The 13,583-nt window shown below is 73.1% G+C and carries 13 protein-coding genes; 4 read left to right on the forward strand and 9 right to left on the reverse strand.

The features are described 5' to 3' along the window. Positions 1–106 precede the first annotated feature (106 nt). Positions 107–910, forward strand: a complete 804-nt coding sequence (locus tag OG552_RS00935) for an EI24 domain-containing protein (protein ID WP_329128710.1) — start codon at positions 107–109, stop codon at positions 908–910. Between the two features lie 57 nt (positions 911–967). Here the strand turns inward: OG552_RS00935 and OG552_RS00940 are convergent, their stop codons facing one another. The 3 genes from OG552_RS00940 to OG552_RS00950 form a co-directional block, all read right to left on the reverse strand. After that, positions 968–1,351, reverse strand: a complete 384-nt coding sequence (locus OG552_RS00940; RefSeq protein ID WP_329128713.1) for a DUF3040 domain-containing protein — start codon at positions 1,349–1,351, stop codon at positions 968–970. A 241-nt stretch (positions 1,352–1,592) separates the two neighbouring features. Further along, positions 1,593–2,459, reverse strand: coding sequence for a VOC family protein (locus OG552_RS00945; protein WP_329128715.1), 867 nt, complete (start codon positions 2,457–2,459; stop codon positions 1,593–1,595). A gap of 480 nt (positions 2,460–2,939) precedes the next feature. Next, on the reverse strand, positions 2,940–3,647 hold the full coding sequence (locus OG552_RS00950) for a beta-glucanase (protein ID WP_329128716.1): 708 nt from the start codon (positions 3,645–3,647) through the stop codon (positions 2,940–2,942). Between the two features lie 641 nt (positions 3,648–4,288). Here OG552_RS00950 and OG552_RS00955 point away from each other — a divergent pair. From OG552_RS00955 to OG552_RS00965, 3 genes are all read left to right on the forward strand, one after another. Beyond that, positions 4,289–4,588 carry a hypothetical protein gene (locus tag OG552_RS00955; RefSeq protein WP_329128717.1) on the forward strand — a complete coding sequence of 100 codons (300 nt, stop codon included), beginning with the start codon at positions 4,289–4,291 and terminating at the stop codon, positions 4,586–4,588. Positions 4,589–4,806: 218 nt separating this feature from the next. Further along, the gene (locus tag OG552_RS00960; RefSeq protein WP_329128718.1) at positions 4,807–5,868 is read left to right on the forward strand and encodes an NAD(+)/NADH kinase; all 1,062 of its coding nucleotides are present in this window, start codon (positions 4,807–4,809) and stop codon (positions 5,866–5,868) included. Between the two features lie 147 nt (positions 5,869–6,015). After that, the gene (locus OG552_RS00965) at positions 6,016–7,038 is read left to right on the forward strand and encodes a YihY/virulence factor BrkB family protein (protein WP_329128719.1); all 1,023 of its coding nucleotides are present in this window, start codon (positions 6,016–6,018) and stop codon (positions 7,036–7,038) included. A 63-nt stretch (positions 7,039–7,101) separates the two neighbouring features. Here OG552_RS00965 and OG552_RS00970 read toward each other — a convergent pair whose 3' ends face one another. From OG552_RS00970 to OG552_RS00995, 6 genes are all read right to left on the reverse strand, one after another. Continuing rightward, positions 7,102–8,181, reverse strand: coding sequence for a medium chain dehydrogenase/reductase family protein (locus OG552_RS00970; RefSeq protein WP_329128721.1), 1,080 nt, complete (start codon positions 8,179–8,181; stop codon positions 7,102–7,104). 187 nt (positions 8,182–8,368) lie between these two features. Further along, positions 8,369–9,211, reverse strand: a complete 843-nt coding sequence (locus OG552_RS00975) for a hypothetical protein (RefSeq protein WP_329128722.1) — start codon at positions 9,209–9,211, stop codon at positions 8,369–8,371. After that, positions 9,211–10,476, reverse strand: coding sequence for a VWA domain-containing protein (locus OG552_RS00980; RefSeq protein WP_329128724.1), 1,266 nt, complete (start codon positions 10,474–10,476; stop codon positions 9,211–9,213). The genes OG552_RS00975 and OG552_RS00980 overlap by 1 nt, the downstream gene beginning before the upstream one ends. Before the next feature lie 102 nt (positions 10,477–10,578). After that, positions 10,579–10,800 carry a hypothetical protein gene (locus OG552_RS00985; RefSeq protein WP_329128725.1) on the reverse strand — a complete coding sequence of 74 codons (222 nt, stop codon included), beginning with the start codon at positions 10,798–10,800 and terminating at the stop codon, positions 10,579–10,581. Then, positions 10,797–12,476: an FAD-dependent oxidoreductase gene (locus tag OG552_RS00990; protein WP_329128727.1), complete on the reverse strand. Its 1,680-nt coding sequence runs from the start codon at positions 12,474–12,476 to the stop codon at positions 10,797–10,799. Before OG552_RS00990 ends, OG552_RS00985 begins: the two co-directional genes overlap by 4 nt. Then, positions 12,473–13,222, reverse strand: coding sequence for a ferric reductase-like transmembrane domain-containing protein (locus tag OG552_RS00995; protein WP_329128728.1), 750 nt, complete (start codon positions 13,220–13,222; stop codon positions 12,473–12,475). The genes OG552_RS00990 and OG552_RS00995 overlap by 4 nt, the downstream gene beginning before the upstream one ends. Positions 13,223–13,583: the final 361 nt, after the last annotated feature.

Consider the following 13,583-nt stretch of genomic DNA (forward strand, 5'->3'; position numbering starts at 1 on the left):
ATTTTCCTGCGGTACTTGCCTGTGCCTGCCCTAAGATGCGCGCCCGCCGCGGCGAAGTGCGCCGACCGGGAGGCGGGGGACGGCCCCGGACCTCTACGATCCGGCCATGCGTGATCTCAGCAGGGGCCTGCGCCTGCTCTTCGAGGGCCAGCGGTGGGCGATACGGCACGGTCGGGACTGGCGGTTCGGGATGATCCCGGCGCTGATCACCTTCGTGGGGTACGCCGCCGCGCTCGTCGCGCTGGCGCTGTGGGCCGATGATCTGGCGGACTGGGCCACGCCCTTCGCCGACCACTGGGCGTCGGCGTGGGCCGGCGTCTTCCGCGGGCTGCTGACCGCGGTGCTCTTCGGTGGCGGGCTGCTGCTGGCGCTGATCTCCTTCACCGCGGTGACGCTGCTGGTCGGCCAGCCGTTCTACGAGACGGTCGCCGAGCGGGTGGACCGGGCCGAGGGCGGTGCGCCGGCCGGGCCGCAGCGGCCGCTGTGGCGGGAGCTGTGGATCTCGGCGCGGGACAGCGTCCGGGTGCTGGTGCGGGTGGCCGCCTTCGGGGTGGTCCTCTTCGCCGCGGGCTTCATCCCGGTGGCCGGGCAGACCGTGGTCCCGGCGATCGGCTTCTGCGTCTCCGGGTTCTTCCTCACCCTGGAGCTGGCCGGGGTGGCGCTGCAGCGCCGCGAGGTCCCGCTGCGGGAGCAACTCCGGCTGCTGCGCGGCCGGCTGGGAATGGTGCTGGGCTTCGGGGTGCCGCTGGTACTGGCGTTCCTGGTGCCGGTGCTCGCGGTGCCGCTGATGCCGGGCGCGGTGGCGGGGGCGACACTGCTCGCCCGCGAGCTCGTACCCGCGGCCCCGCCGGAGCCGGAACCCGGGCCCGTCGGCGGCAAGCCGCTCCGGCCGGGGGACGCGGTGGCGTAGCGGTCCGGCCGGCCGCGCCGGGTCGGCGGACCGCGCAGGGTCGGTGAACCGCGCCGGTCAGGCGTTCGCGTGCCGGTGCGTGGTCAGCCGCGTCGTCAGCCATACGGCCCCGAAGGCCAGCGCCGTCATCCGCCGGGTGAGCCGTCCCGAGGCGCCGAGGGCCGCGACCAGCAACGACGCCGACAGGACGGTGAGGAACCAGGCGCCGCGACCCGGCCCGCCCGGCCGCTGTCCCCCGGGCGTCCTGCGGCTCGGCCCCGGAGCGTTCGGTACGGGCCTGCCGCGCGCCGGTCCGTTCCACCCAGGACCGGTCTTCGCGCCCCCGGCCCGGTGGCCGGCCGACCGCATCCGCCGGTCCAGCCGCCGGTCCTCACGGCGGAGCACCTTCTCCAACTCCTGCAGCACGCGCATCTCCCGCGCCGACAGACTGATGTCGTCCACCTGGCGTACCCCTTCCAGGACCGCACCTCACCCTGCCGGTGCGTCTGCCCCGGGCCCGGGAGGACACACCCGTGGAATGCGCCAACCAGGGCCGCCGGAGGGCGCGTTCACCAAGAACGGCTGCCCTGGGCGTCACCGGGGGTCCAAGAGGGGATCCCTGACCGGGTGTTCGGCACCGGGTGTTCGGCACCGGGCCGCCGCCGGCCGGACGGGTGACGGAGGGGGGAACGAGCCCCTGTGCTCACCGGCCGGCGGGCTGCGGGGGGTGGAGGGCGGCGACGACGGTGAAGCGGCCCCCGTCGGGGTCGCGGAGTTCGGCGTACTCGCCGGCCCGGGTGGTGCCGGACTGGATCAGGGTCCCGCCGAGGGCACGGGAAGCGGTGATGCAGGCGGCGACGTCGTCGACGGCGAACTGGACCTCCCAGTGCGGGCGGATCCGGGGATCGGGGGCGGCCTCGACGGCTCCCGAGCCGAGGCGGGCGACGATCTCACCGCGGCTGCGGACCACCACCTCCTCGTTCTCGTAGGCGACCGAGGCGCCGCCGGGTTCGCCGTCGGCCCACTCCAGGACACCGCCGTAGAAGATGGCCGCCTCGAAGGCGTCACGGGTGCGGAGCCGGAGCACGACCGGGCCCTCGTCGTGCCAGGTCTCCCACCCGTAGGGCAGGCGCCCGTCCCAGACGCCGAAGACGGCGCCGTCCCGGTCGGCGGCCACCAGTGCGCGGCCGGAGGCGAAGGCGACCGGGCCGAGGGCGACGGTGGCGCTGCGCTCGCGGATCCGGGCGGCGGCCTCGTCGGCCTGGGTGACCGCGAAGTACGGCGTCCAGACGACGGCGACCTGCATGTCGGAGGCGACCGCGCCGATGCCGGCCACCGGTTTGCCGTCCTTGAGCGCGACCGCGAAGTGGTCGCCGAGCGAGGTGGAGCGGAACTCCCAGCCGAGGACGGTGCCGTAGAACTTCTCGGCGGACTCCAGGTCGCGTGCGCTCAGGCTCACCCAGCACGGTGCGCCCCGGCCGGCGTTGCCGGTCGCGCGCTGCGACGGGTCCGGGTGTGCGGCCTTCGCCGGGGCGCTCGGGGCGCCGGTCACCGGTGGCTGGTCGGTCATCACAGTTACCGTCTTACCGTCTCTTCTCGGGGTGCGGCCGCCCTGGCCGGCCGTCCTGCTCGCGTGCTCTGCACGCATGCCCGGGATGCGCACGGTCATGCACGCGCGATGCGGTGGACGGCAGTCCTCCACCATGTGCCAGCGGGCCTACGCACAACGTTACCCCGCAGGTCCGCGTCCCGGGCCGCCGGGGGCGCGCGGCGCGGCCCGGGCTGCCCCGCGAGCCGCAAGGGCCCGCCCGGCCGGCCGGAGCCGAGGGAACGCCCCGGGTCCCGCCGTCCTCACCGGCGGTTTCAGCGTTCAGTACCCGCGGCCGGCGGCGGGGGTGCCGCCGGTCGCGCGGGCCAGGACCGTGCGTGCCGGGCGGCGGCAGGCGGTCTGCCGGGGCGCTGTTCGCGGTCGCCGAGGACGGCGCCGGGAGCGCCGTGCGCGATCGCGCAGGGCACCGTGTTCACGGTGGAGCCGCGGTCTTGCGGCGGGTCACGCCGCCGCTGGGCGCCTGACGGTCAGGCCGGTGCACTGCCAGCTCAGCTCGTCCGTGCCCGGGGCGGGCGCCAGGTGGCCGTAGGCGCCCGCCGACACGCTGATGCCGACCACGAGCCAGGCGCGCCACTGCGCGCCGACGCCGAAGCCGTCGGCGAAGACCGTGACACCGTCCACCGACCAGTCCACGCTGTGCCTGCCGAGCACGACGCGCAGCAGGAAGGGACGGTCGGGGGTGATGGCGTCGCGCGCGTAGTCGCCGGCGCCGGCGACGTGGTTGGTGAGTTCGAGCAGCCGCGGGTTGGTGGGGTGGTACTCGAACAGATCGACTTCCCCGTGGCCCGGCTGCGGGCGGCCGGTCCTGGTGTCGCGGCCCCAGGTCCACAGGGCAGGCCAGGCACCGCGGGTGGCGTGCACCAGGCAGGTCGCGCTCACCTCGTCGCCTGGCAGGAGTTCGAAGCCGCCCGGGGCGTACTCGGTCGAGACCAGGTCGGTGTACCACAGGCCGCGCGGGCCGCGGCGGGCGCGGAAGACGCCGTTCGCGGTGGGCGCGTACGCGGGGCCGATCTGGTCGAGTTTGTTGTCGCCGGGGTTCCGGCCGTTCTCCGGGTAGGCGGAGGTGCGGCCGGCCGCCCAGGCGGTGCGGTCGGAGAACAATGCGTTGAAGACCACCGCCGGCGACTGTTGGGCCATGTCATGAGTCATGTCAGCTCTCCTTGGAGCAGCACGGGCACGGGTTGACGCCCGTACCTGCCCAACGACCGCCGGCCTGCGTCGGATACCGGCGGCCGGAGGCACTCGGGGCGTACGGCACCGCGGCCTCACGCCGGACGCGGGACAGGGGCGGACGGTGATCCGGTGACGGCAGCCCTTTGACTCAATCGGGTGGTACGGGAGCACGGGACCGGCCACGGGGTCGCGGGGCGCACTGCGGCGCCCCATAGGCGTCCTGCCTGGTCGGGCACGGTACCGTCGCCGCGGAAGCGCCGGCGGGAGGCGCGCCGGATGCCGCCGGGGGGAGCGCCCAACTGGCACGTGGGGCGTACGAGTTAGGTGGTCGCCAGTGGGCCGCTGAGCGTAGTGGCGACAGCCGCGCACCCGAGCCGGTGGCGGCGGGGACAGGTAGGCCGACCGCGTCGCAGTGCCGTAGCGTCGTCAGGGAGGCAGGCCGGTGGCCTGGGCGAACTGCCCTGTCGGCAGGAGGTCCTTGATGTCCACAGCAGTCAGCGTGCCGTCTCCAGCCGCAAGAGGGTCAAGGTCCTGCCCGCGAAGACGGTGCGTTTTCGTGTAGGCGGGTAAACCGCTGATAAGCGCAGTTCGTCCGCCACGCTCGTACGGAAACGCCCATGCCGCACTTCTTAGTCGTCGCCGCGCTGGTCCTCGCCGCGTGGACTCTGCTCTCCCTTCCGCTGGGTGTCCTCATCGGGCGTCGCCTCCGGCACGTCAACGCGACCGCGCTGCCGCCGGGCTGCGCGTACGCCGACGCCAGGGCGGACGCCCCCGCGGACGCTCCCACGGCTGCCGCCGCCCGCCCCGGCTCCCACGTCCCCGGGTGCACCGCGCGGCCCTGCCGTGCCGTGCAGCCGGTGGCCGGACACATACGCCCCTGCACACAGCCGAAGCCGGCCGGCGACCGGCAGCACTGATCCGGCGTTGGAAGCACGCCGGTCCGCCGGTGCGATCCGCCGCCCCGACCGGTCCCGGACCGCTTCACGTATCGGGGAACCTCTCGCGCCGGGAAAGCGCAGCCCGGCCGTCAGCGACGGGCGGCCGGCGATCACCGCGTGCGGACCGCAGGCAGCAGGCGTCGTGCGCCGGTAGCCTGCCAGGGCACGCCGCCGCGTTCGTCCGAGGAGAGCAGGACATGCCGATCCGCCGGTTGGGACTTGTCGTTCACGAGGGACGCCCCGCTGCGGTGGAGGGCGCCAGGACGGTACGGGGCTGGTCCGCCCGGAACGGCATAGGGTGCGTGGCCATCGACGTGTGGGGCGTGAACGAGAACCGCCGCAGCGGGCGCGAGGAGGTGGCCGCGGCCGGCAGCCCCGATCTGATCGTCACCCTGGGTGGTGACGGGACGTTCCTGCGCGGGGCCCGGATCGCCGCCAAGAAGGACATCCAGGTACTCGGTGTGGACCTCGGGCGGGTCGGCTTCCTCACCGAGATCGACGTGGCCGACGTGGAGCGAACGCTGGACTCCGTGCACGCGGGCGAGTCGGCCTGCGAGGAGCGGATGACGCTCACCATGCGGGCATCACGGCCGCTGGAGATGCCCAGCGGGATGGACACGCTGCTGCGCTACGGGCGCGGGCCGATGCTCCCGCCGCCGCAGGTCAGGCCGGAGATCCCCGACGACGACGGCTGGGGCGTGGCCCTGGACATCACCGCACTCAACGACATCGTGCTGGAGAAGCTGGCCCGGGACCGGCAGGTGGCCCTCGGGGTCTACATCGCGGGCCGGCTGCTGGCCTCCTACTCCGCCGACGGCGTGATCGTGGCGACGCCGACCGGTTCGACCGCGTACAGCTTCGCCGCGGGCGGGCCGGTGCTGTCACCGCGGATGCGGGCGCTGGTGTTCACGCCGGTCGCCCCGCACATGACCTTCGACCGTTCGGTGGTCATCGGCGCCGACGAGCCGGTCGCGCTGCGGGTGCTCCCGCACTCCGGGCAGGCCGCGGTGAGCGTCGACGGGCAGTTGCGCGGGGTGCTCGACCCCGGGGACTGGATCGGTGTCTTCGCGGCCCCGCGCCCGCTGCGGCTGGTCCGGCTGCGGCCGGCCGACTTCTACGGGCGGCTGCGCGACCGGCTGCGGCTCACCGACGCGCCGGCCACCGCACAGGACGGTCTGGCGGCGCCGTTCTTCCGGCCGTCGGGGCCGGTGCCGGTGGACCTGGCGCACCTGTACATCGCGCAGCCCGAAGAGAACTGACCCAGCGGAACCGGCTGGCGATGACCGGCCCACCGGAACCGCCCGGCCGGAGCGGAGTGCCCGCCGGCCGGGAAGCCTTCGCCCGGGAAAACCGGCCGGCGCGCCCGGACCGGTTCGCTTTCCGCATTCGCGGCAATCCGATCCACCATGAGATCCGATGGGCGCAGACGTGGCAGGCACTTCCGGCGGCGCGGGGTACGGGCGGCCGAGGCGGCCGGGCCCGACCAGCCGACGCAGCTGCACGGACGGTCGTGGTGGGCGGCGATCCGCAGCACCGTCACCGAGTTCCAGAAGGACGAGCTGACCGACCGGGCGGCGGCTCTGACGTACTACGCCGTGCAGTCGCTCTTCCCGGCGCTGCTGGTCCTGGTGTCGCTGCTCGGGGTCGCCGGGGAGTCGGCCACCCACCGCATCCTGGACAACCTGACGGAGCTCACGCCCGCCTCGGCGCGGGAGATCATCACCCATGCGGTGGAGCAGTTGCAGGACACCGGGGGCACCGGGTCGGTGCTGGCCGTGGTGGGCCTGCTGGGTGCGGTGTGGTCCTCCTCCGGCTATGTGGGGGCGTTCATCAGGGCGTCCAACACGGTGTACGACATCCCGGAGGGGCGGCCGGTCTGGAAGGTCACCCCGCTCCGGCTGCTGCTGACCGTGGTGCTGATGGTGCTGGCCTGCGCGAGTGCGCTGATCGTGGTGTTCACCGGTGCGCTCGCCGACCAGGCGGGCACACTGCTGGGCATCGGCCATGCGGGGCTGACGGCGTGGTCGATCGCCAAGTGGCCGGTGCTGGTGGTGCTGGTCGTGGTGATGATCGCGATCCTCTACTGGGCCGCGCCCAACGCCAAGGGGCGGGGCTTTCGCTGGATCACGCCCGGCAGCCTGCTGGCGCTCTCGGTATGGCTGCTGGCCTCGGCCGGCTTCGCGCTCTACGTGGCCAACTTCGCCTCGTACAACCGGACATACGGCACGCTGGCGGGTGTCATCGTCTTTCTGGTGTGGCTGTGGCTGACGAATGTGGCGATGCTGCTCGGGCTGGAGTTCGACGCCGAACTGGCCCGGCAGCGGGCGATAGCCGGCGGCCTGCCCGCGGACGCGGAGCCGTACGTCAGGCCGCGGGACACCCGTTCGTGGAGCGAGGAGCAGCGGGAGGAGCTGGCGGATCCGGAGTAGCGCTCCCGGACGCGGCGGCCCCGGCGCCGTCGCCGGGGCCGGGTCGGATCGGGTCGAGGTGGTTTACAGGGTCGGCTGGATGACGACCTTGCCGGTGATTCCCCCGGACTCGGCGTGCCGCAGGGCGGCGGCCGCCTGGTCCAGCGGGAAGACCCGGTCGATCTGCGCGGTCAGGGCGCCCTGGGCGAGCAGAGCGAAGACCTGGCCGAGGTCGTCACGGAGTTCGGCGCGGTAGCGGTCGGGCCGGCGGGACTTCCCGGCCCACAGATTGAAGAAGTAGGCGTGGCGGCCGTTGGGCAGGTAGTTCCACAGCATGAGGCGGGCCACCAGCTTGAGCACGGGAAGCGCCGCGTTGCCGGGGACGTCGCGGGTGGAGGCGCTGCCGTACGAGACCAGCGTGCCGCCGGGGGCGAGCATCCGCCAGGAGTCCTTGATGCCCGGGCCGCCCACGTGGTCGAAGACGGCGGCCACGCCGCCGGGGGCGAGCGCCCGCACCCTGGCGGGAACGTCGTCGTGGTAGTCGACCGGTTCCGCGCCGAGTTCCCGCAGCCGGTCGTGGCTGCGCGGCGACGCGGTGCCGATCACCCGGATGCCGGCGTGCACCGCGAGCTGGACCAGAGTGCTGCCGACGCCCCCGGCGGCGCCGAGGACGACGACGGTCTGCCCGGCGCGCACCTTCGCGGTGCGGTGCAGCATCCGCCAGGCCGTGACACCGTTGACCACGACCGTCTCGGCGTCGGCGGCCGGCACCGCGTCGGGGACGGGCACCAGGTCGGCGGTGTCCAGCAGGACCCGGTCGGCCCAGCCGCCGGTCTTGGTCAGCGCGGCGACCCGCTGCCCGCTGCGGATCGCGCCGGCACCACCGGTGTTCCCGGCGGCTCCATCGGCCGCGGCGCCCGTGTTGTCCGCGGTGTCCGCGGCGGTCGCCTCGACCACGCCCACCAGGTCGTAGCCGGGGACGAACGGGAAGGCGGGCTGGTCGTAGTACTTGCCACGGCGCATCTGCTGCTCGGCGAAGGAGACGCCGGTGGCCTCCACCCGGACGACGGCCTGGCCGGGGCCGGGCTCGGGCAGGGAGCGGGTGCGCAGTTGCAGGGTCTCCGGCTCGCCGACGGCAGGCAGCACGATCTCGGTTGCTTCCATCACTCCACCTTCGCTAGTCCATCTTGCTTCAGTTATAGCATATAACAGAAGCGATGGCATGGTCATTCCCCGGGTGCTCCCCGGGCTCTCCCCGGACATACCGAAGGGCCCGCCCGACGTGTCGTCGGACGGGCCCTTCGCGATGGATGAGCCGGTGGAACGAGCAGGGAGCCGGCGTCCCGGTCGCTCAGCCGGAGTAGTACCCCTGCCCCGGATCCCGCGGGTGTTCCACCCGCTCCGGCCGCCGGTAGGCGGAACTGAGCCGGACCGGGCCGCGGGCCAGCCGGTGCGCCCCGACGGCGATCAGGACGGCGAGCAGCCCGCCCCCACCGGTCCACAGCCAGCGCGGCGACCACCAGGTGCCGGCCCAGCCGTCGGCCGGCCGGACGTCGGGCGCGTTCTCGGACACCACGGGCGCCACCGAGCCGTCCACCGCCTGCTCCCCCGCCGTACCGGTGGAGGTGGCCTTCACGGCCGCCTTGACCGGCAGGCCCAGGTCGGTCTGCGGCAGGTCGAGCACGGTGAGCCGCAGGTAGTACGCACCGCGCAGCGGGTCGTTGGACCAGGGCTCAGCCCAGGACCGCACGGTCCGCAGGTTGCAGGCCAGTTGGACCGTCGTGGCGTCGGCCGCGGCGGTCTCGGTCGTCGTGCCGTAACGGCAGGACTGGTGGCGGCGCAGCCCGTCGTAGACGTCGAGCTGCCAGGTGGAGGCGCCGTGCCGGGCGGTGGATTCCGGGAAGGTGACTGTGGCGGTCACCTTGACGTGCTGCCCGGAGTCGGCCGGGAACACCCAGTACAGGTAGTCGCCGGTGGACGCGTCGGCGGTGGCCTGAACGCCCTGCTGGATGACGGTGGCGGTACGGAAGTTGGTACCCGCGACGGTGGGCGGCGCGTCACTCGGGGTGGCGGTGCCGCTGGGCGACGCGGAGTCGCCGGGTGACGGGGTGTCGGCCACCGCGGGCCCGGTCAGTACGGCGAGGGCCGTACCGGCGAGCAGTGCGGCGCAGCCGAGCAGTTTGGCGGCACGCATCAGTCGGTCCTCCCGGTGTTGAGGCGCCAGCGGGAGATCCAGCCGGTCAGCAGACCGCCGACCGCGCCGACGACCGCGAGCAGGCCGAGCAGCCACCATCCGCTGCCGAGGCCGTAGAACGCCACGTCGTCGGCGTTGTCCGGGCCGTGGGTGAAGTCGATGGAGAGCTCGACGGGCAGCCCGGGGGTGGTCTTGACACCGGCCGGGGCCGAGAAGGAGTTGCCCACCTGCAGGCAGACGGTCTCCGGCGGGGTGTCGTCGTCCCCCTTCGGCTTCGGGTAGCGGATACCGGCCGACACCGCGTCGGTGCGTCCGGTGCCGCCCTCGTCGTCGCGGACGATCTCCCGTCCGTGCTGGGTGACGCCGCGCAGCAGCACGCCGTAGTCGGCGTTGACGGTCCGGTCGTCGAACACACTGACCGCCGCCCGCAGTTCCTGCCCCGGCTTGACCACCACCCGGTACCAGCGGTTCTGCGAGAAGGTCTCCCGGTCGGTGTACAGGCCCTCCTTCAGCAGCGGAGCGTCCGTACAGGTGGCGCCGCCCTGGGTGGCGACCGGGACGACCGCCGTGTCGTCGCTGCGGTCGACCAGTTGCCGCACCTTGGTGGTGAGCTGGTCGCGGTGCTGCACGGTGGTGTACGTGCCACCGGTGGCCTCGGCTATGCAGCTGAGCTGGGTGCGGGTCTTGGAGTCCGGTATCAGGCCGAGGGTGTCGATGACCAGGTGGATGCCCTGGGCGGCGATGTCACGGGCGACATCGCAGGGGTTGATCTTGCAGGTGTCCTCTCCGTCGGTGATCAGAACGAGCCGGCGGCTGCCGTCGCCGCCTTTGATGTCGTTGGCGGCGGCGGTCAGCGCCGGGCCGATCGGGGTCCAGCCGGTGGGCTGCAGGGTGGCCACCGCGGCCTTGGCCTCGGTCCGGTCCAGCGGGCCGACCGGGTAGAGCTGCTTGGTGTCCTTGCAGCCGGTCGCCACGTTGTTGCCCGGGTAGGTGGCCCCGAGGGTGCGGATACCGAGCTGGACACCGTCCGGCACCGAGTCCAGGACGTCGTCGAACGCCTGCTTGGCGGCCGACATCCGCGACTCGCCGTCGATGTCGCGGGCCCGCATCGAGCCGCTGACGTCGAGCACCAGCTCGACCTTGGGGGGCGGTGCCGGGGAGGGTTGGTCGGCGTCGGCGGACGCGCTCGTGGGCAGCAGACCGACGGACAGCGCGGCGAAGAGGCCGCAGACCAGTCCGGCGGTCAGTACCTTTCTGGTGATCATCGCAGGATCGTATTGAAGGCTTGGCGAATCCCGAAGTCGGCTGGTCAGCACGGTGCGTTGGCCCGGGCACGGTCCGGGACGTAGGCGACATGCCCCACATGGTCAGGTGTGGCCGGGGCTCGGTGACGGCGACCAGGTGGGGTTGCCGGTCTGCGGCGCGCGGCTGGGCGGCATCGGCGGGGAGGTGACCAGCACGCGGCCGTAGAGGGTGACGGCCGCCACCATCAGGACCGCGATCACCAGCCAGCGCAGGTGCAGCCGGGCCGGCAGGCTCAGCAGCCGGTGCAGCGGACTTCCGGCCTGCGGACGGCCACGGCGGCTCACCGGCGCCTCCTTCGGCCGCCGGTTCCGGCACTGCCGGCGGCGCCGGTCAGTTCGGTGCGCCCGGCGATGCGGGACTGCGGCCTGGCCCGGCCGATCTGGTCCCGGTACTCCAGCAGCCGCAGCGGCATGTCGAAGGCGACCGCCGCGACCACCTGGGAGCCGTAAGGGGTGGGCCTGGTGTAGCGGGCGATGAACCGCTCGGTCCGCAGCGAGCCCTCGACGATCTCCACCTCGGTGCCGAGGGCGGGCAGTCCCGCCGCCTGGATGCGGGTGCCGTGCTGCTCCGACCAGAAGCGCGGGACGGGTGTGAAGCGCCTGGCGCGGTCCGGTCCGCGCAGCAGGGCGTCGGCGGCGTGCTGTCCCATCTCGACGGCGTGGATGAGGTGTTCCACGCGCCGCGGCCGGTCGTCGAAGCGCGGGTTGGGCCAGCAGGCCACGTCCCCGGCGGCGACGATGTGCGGCGCGGTGTGTCCCCACAGATCGCGGGCGTGGCAGGTGGGGCCGCACTGGACGCCGTCGGAGATGTCGAGACCGCTGCCGCGCAGCCACTCGGTGCGCGGGGTGCCACCCAGACCGAGTACGACGAAGTCGCAGGTGAGCACCGATCCGTCGTCCAGGACCAGGCGCAGGATGTCGCCGTGGTCCTGCCAGTCGGTGATGTTCCGGCCCAGCCGCAGGTCGACCCCTGCCCGGTGCTGGATCCTTCCCACCACCTCGCCGACGCGGGCGCCCAGCACCCGTCCCAGCAGCGGCGCCTGACGGGCCACCACGGTGACGTCCATGCCGTGCTCGCGGGCGGTGCAGGCCAGTTCGCAGCCGACGAAGCCGCCGCCGAGGATCACCACGTGGTGCGCCTTGGCGGCCGCCATGGCCTGCCGGACGGCGACCGCGTCGGCGAGCGTGCGGACGGTACGGATCCGGTCGGTGAACAGCGGGGCCTCGGGCAGGCGTTTGGCGTCGACTCCGGTGGCGATGACCAGGCCGTCGAAGGGCAGCTTCTCGCCGCCGCGCAGTTCGAGGGTGCGTTCGCGCGGGTCGAGGCCGGTGACCGGGGCGTCGAGCAGCCAGTGGGCGTCGAGGGTGTCGTCGGCGCGGAAGGCGAGGTCGGCGGCGCCGAGCGCGCCGGTCAGGAACTGTTTGGACAGCGGCGGGCGGCTGTAGGGGCGGTGCGGCTCGTCGCCGACCAGCACCAGTTCGCCCTCGAAGCCGCGTTCCCTGAGCCGGGTCGCCGCGCTGAGCCCGGCAAGGCCCGCGCCGGCCACGACGATACGGCGGCGTCCCGCGCGTGCCCCGGAGCCGCTGCGCAGGGGCCGCCCGGTGTACTGGCCGGAGGGCGCGCCGCCGGGTGCCTGTCCGCCGCTGACCGCGATGGCCTGCATGGGGCAGCAGCGGGCCGCCTGCCGGGTCTTGGCGGCGTACGCGGCGGGCACGCCGGGCGTGTAGTGCAGTGAGCCGCCTTCGGAGATCCGGAAGACCTCGGGGGCCTCCTGCTGGCAGATGCCGTAGATGTGGCAGCGGTTGTTGTCGACGCTGATCCTGACCGGTTCGGCCTCGGGCACCAGGACCGGCCGGGCCGGGTCGAAGGAGCCGGCGCTGACCGCGCCGGGTACAGCGGGGGTCTGGCGTCCTGGGGAGGTACGGGGCAGCGGCGCCGGCAGCGGGCGGGAGGTCGTCACTCGGCGGCCTCCGTCCGGCCGGGAAAGGCCCGCTGTCTCAGCCTGGAACGCGACGGGAGCAGCCGTACCAGGAACGCCAGCAGGACGGTCACCGCGCCGGCCCCGATGCCGACCGAGACGAGGTTCACATGGCGCGGTTCCGGGTGGACCAGGAACACGTGCAGCCAGATCAGCCCGAATGCGGCATAGGCGAATTGATGCACTCTCAGCCACCGGCGGTAACCGAGTCGTCGCTGAAGCCACACGGCGCAGGCGACAGCGATGGCGAGCTCCGTCCCCAGAATTCCGAATCCCACCGGAATACGCTGCAGTCCGCCGCTGAACGGCACGATGAGGCGTGCCGTATCGATCTTCCAGACCGGCTGGTAGAGAAATGTCAGGCCATGAATACCGCCGAAGATCATCGCGGACAGCGCCAGGGTCATGTGGGCGCCGTAGAAAGTGGCCCGGTTGACCGCCTGCTGCATGAACCGCAGCCGCAGCACCACTCCCAGGCCCACGGTGGCGACCATCAGGACGTAGGCGATGATGGCCGCCACCCGGGCGAGCTTGTGCACGCCCATGTCGTAGGGGACTTGCTTGTCGTACGCGTCGAGCGGCGACCCGGGGATCGGGGACGCCGCGGCGGGGTGCGCGGCCGGGGCCGCGACGATCAGCAGGGCGAGCAGGAAGAGAAGCAGGGTGAGAACGCCCGCCAAGAGCAGCGGACGTCGTCCGGAAAAGCCCGACAGCACGGTTTTTGCCATGGCCTGGACTCCTTGCTGGTGCATTCACGTTCACCGTGAATGACTGGCATGAATCTGTCCGGAGTCAACCTGTCCTTATAAGGTCCCACCCCACAGGAGACGCTCCTTTGGCGGGAGACGCTACACCATTCCGTTCGCCGTGCGGCAGGTAATCCGGCGAGCAGTTCCGGCGGGCAATGGCGGGGTACGCAGGGCGAGTTGACGCGCTGTGATCCCATACGTCCAATCCGTTCCGGCGGGAAACACATGGCCGCCGACAGTGAACGGCCGCCGGCGGGGGTGCGCGGGCCGGCCGCGGCCGGACCGGCCGGGGAGCGGACGGCCCGCGGCGGCGCGGAGAACTTTGACATCTCTTTACAAC

It is taken from the genome of Streptomyces sp. NBC_01476 (assembly GCF_036227265.1).
Classification (GTDB): Bacteria; Actinomycetota; Actinomycetes; order Streptomycetales; family Streptomycetaceae; genus Actinacidiphila.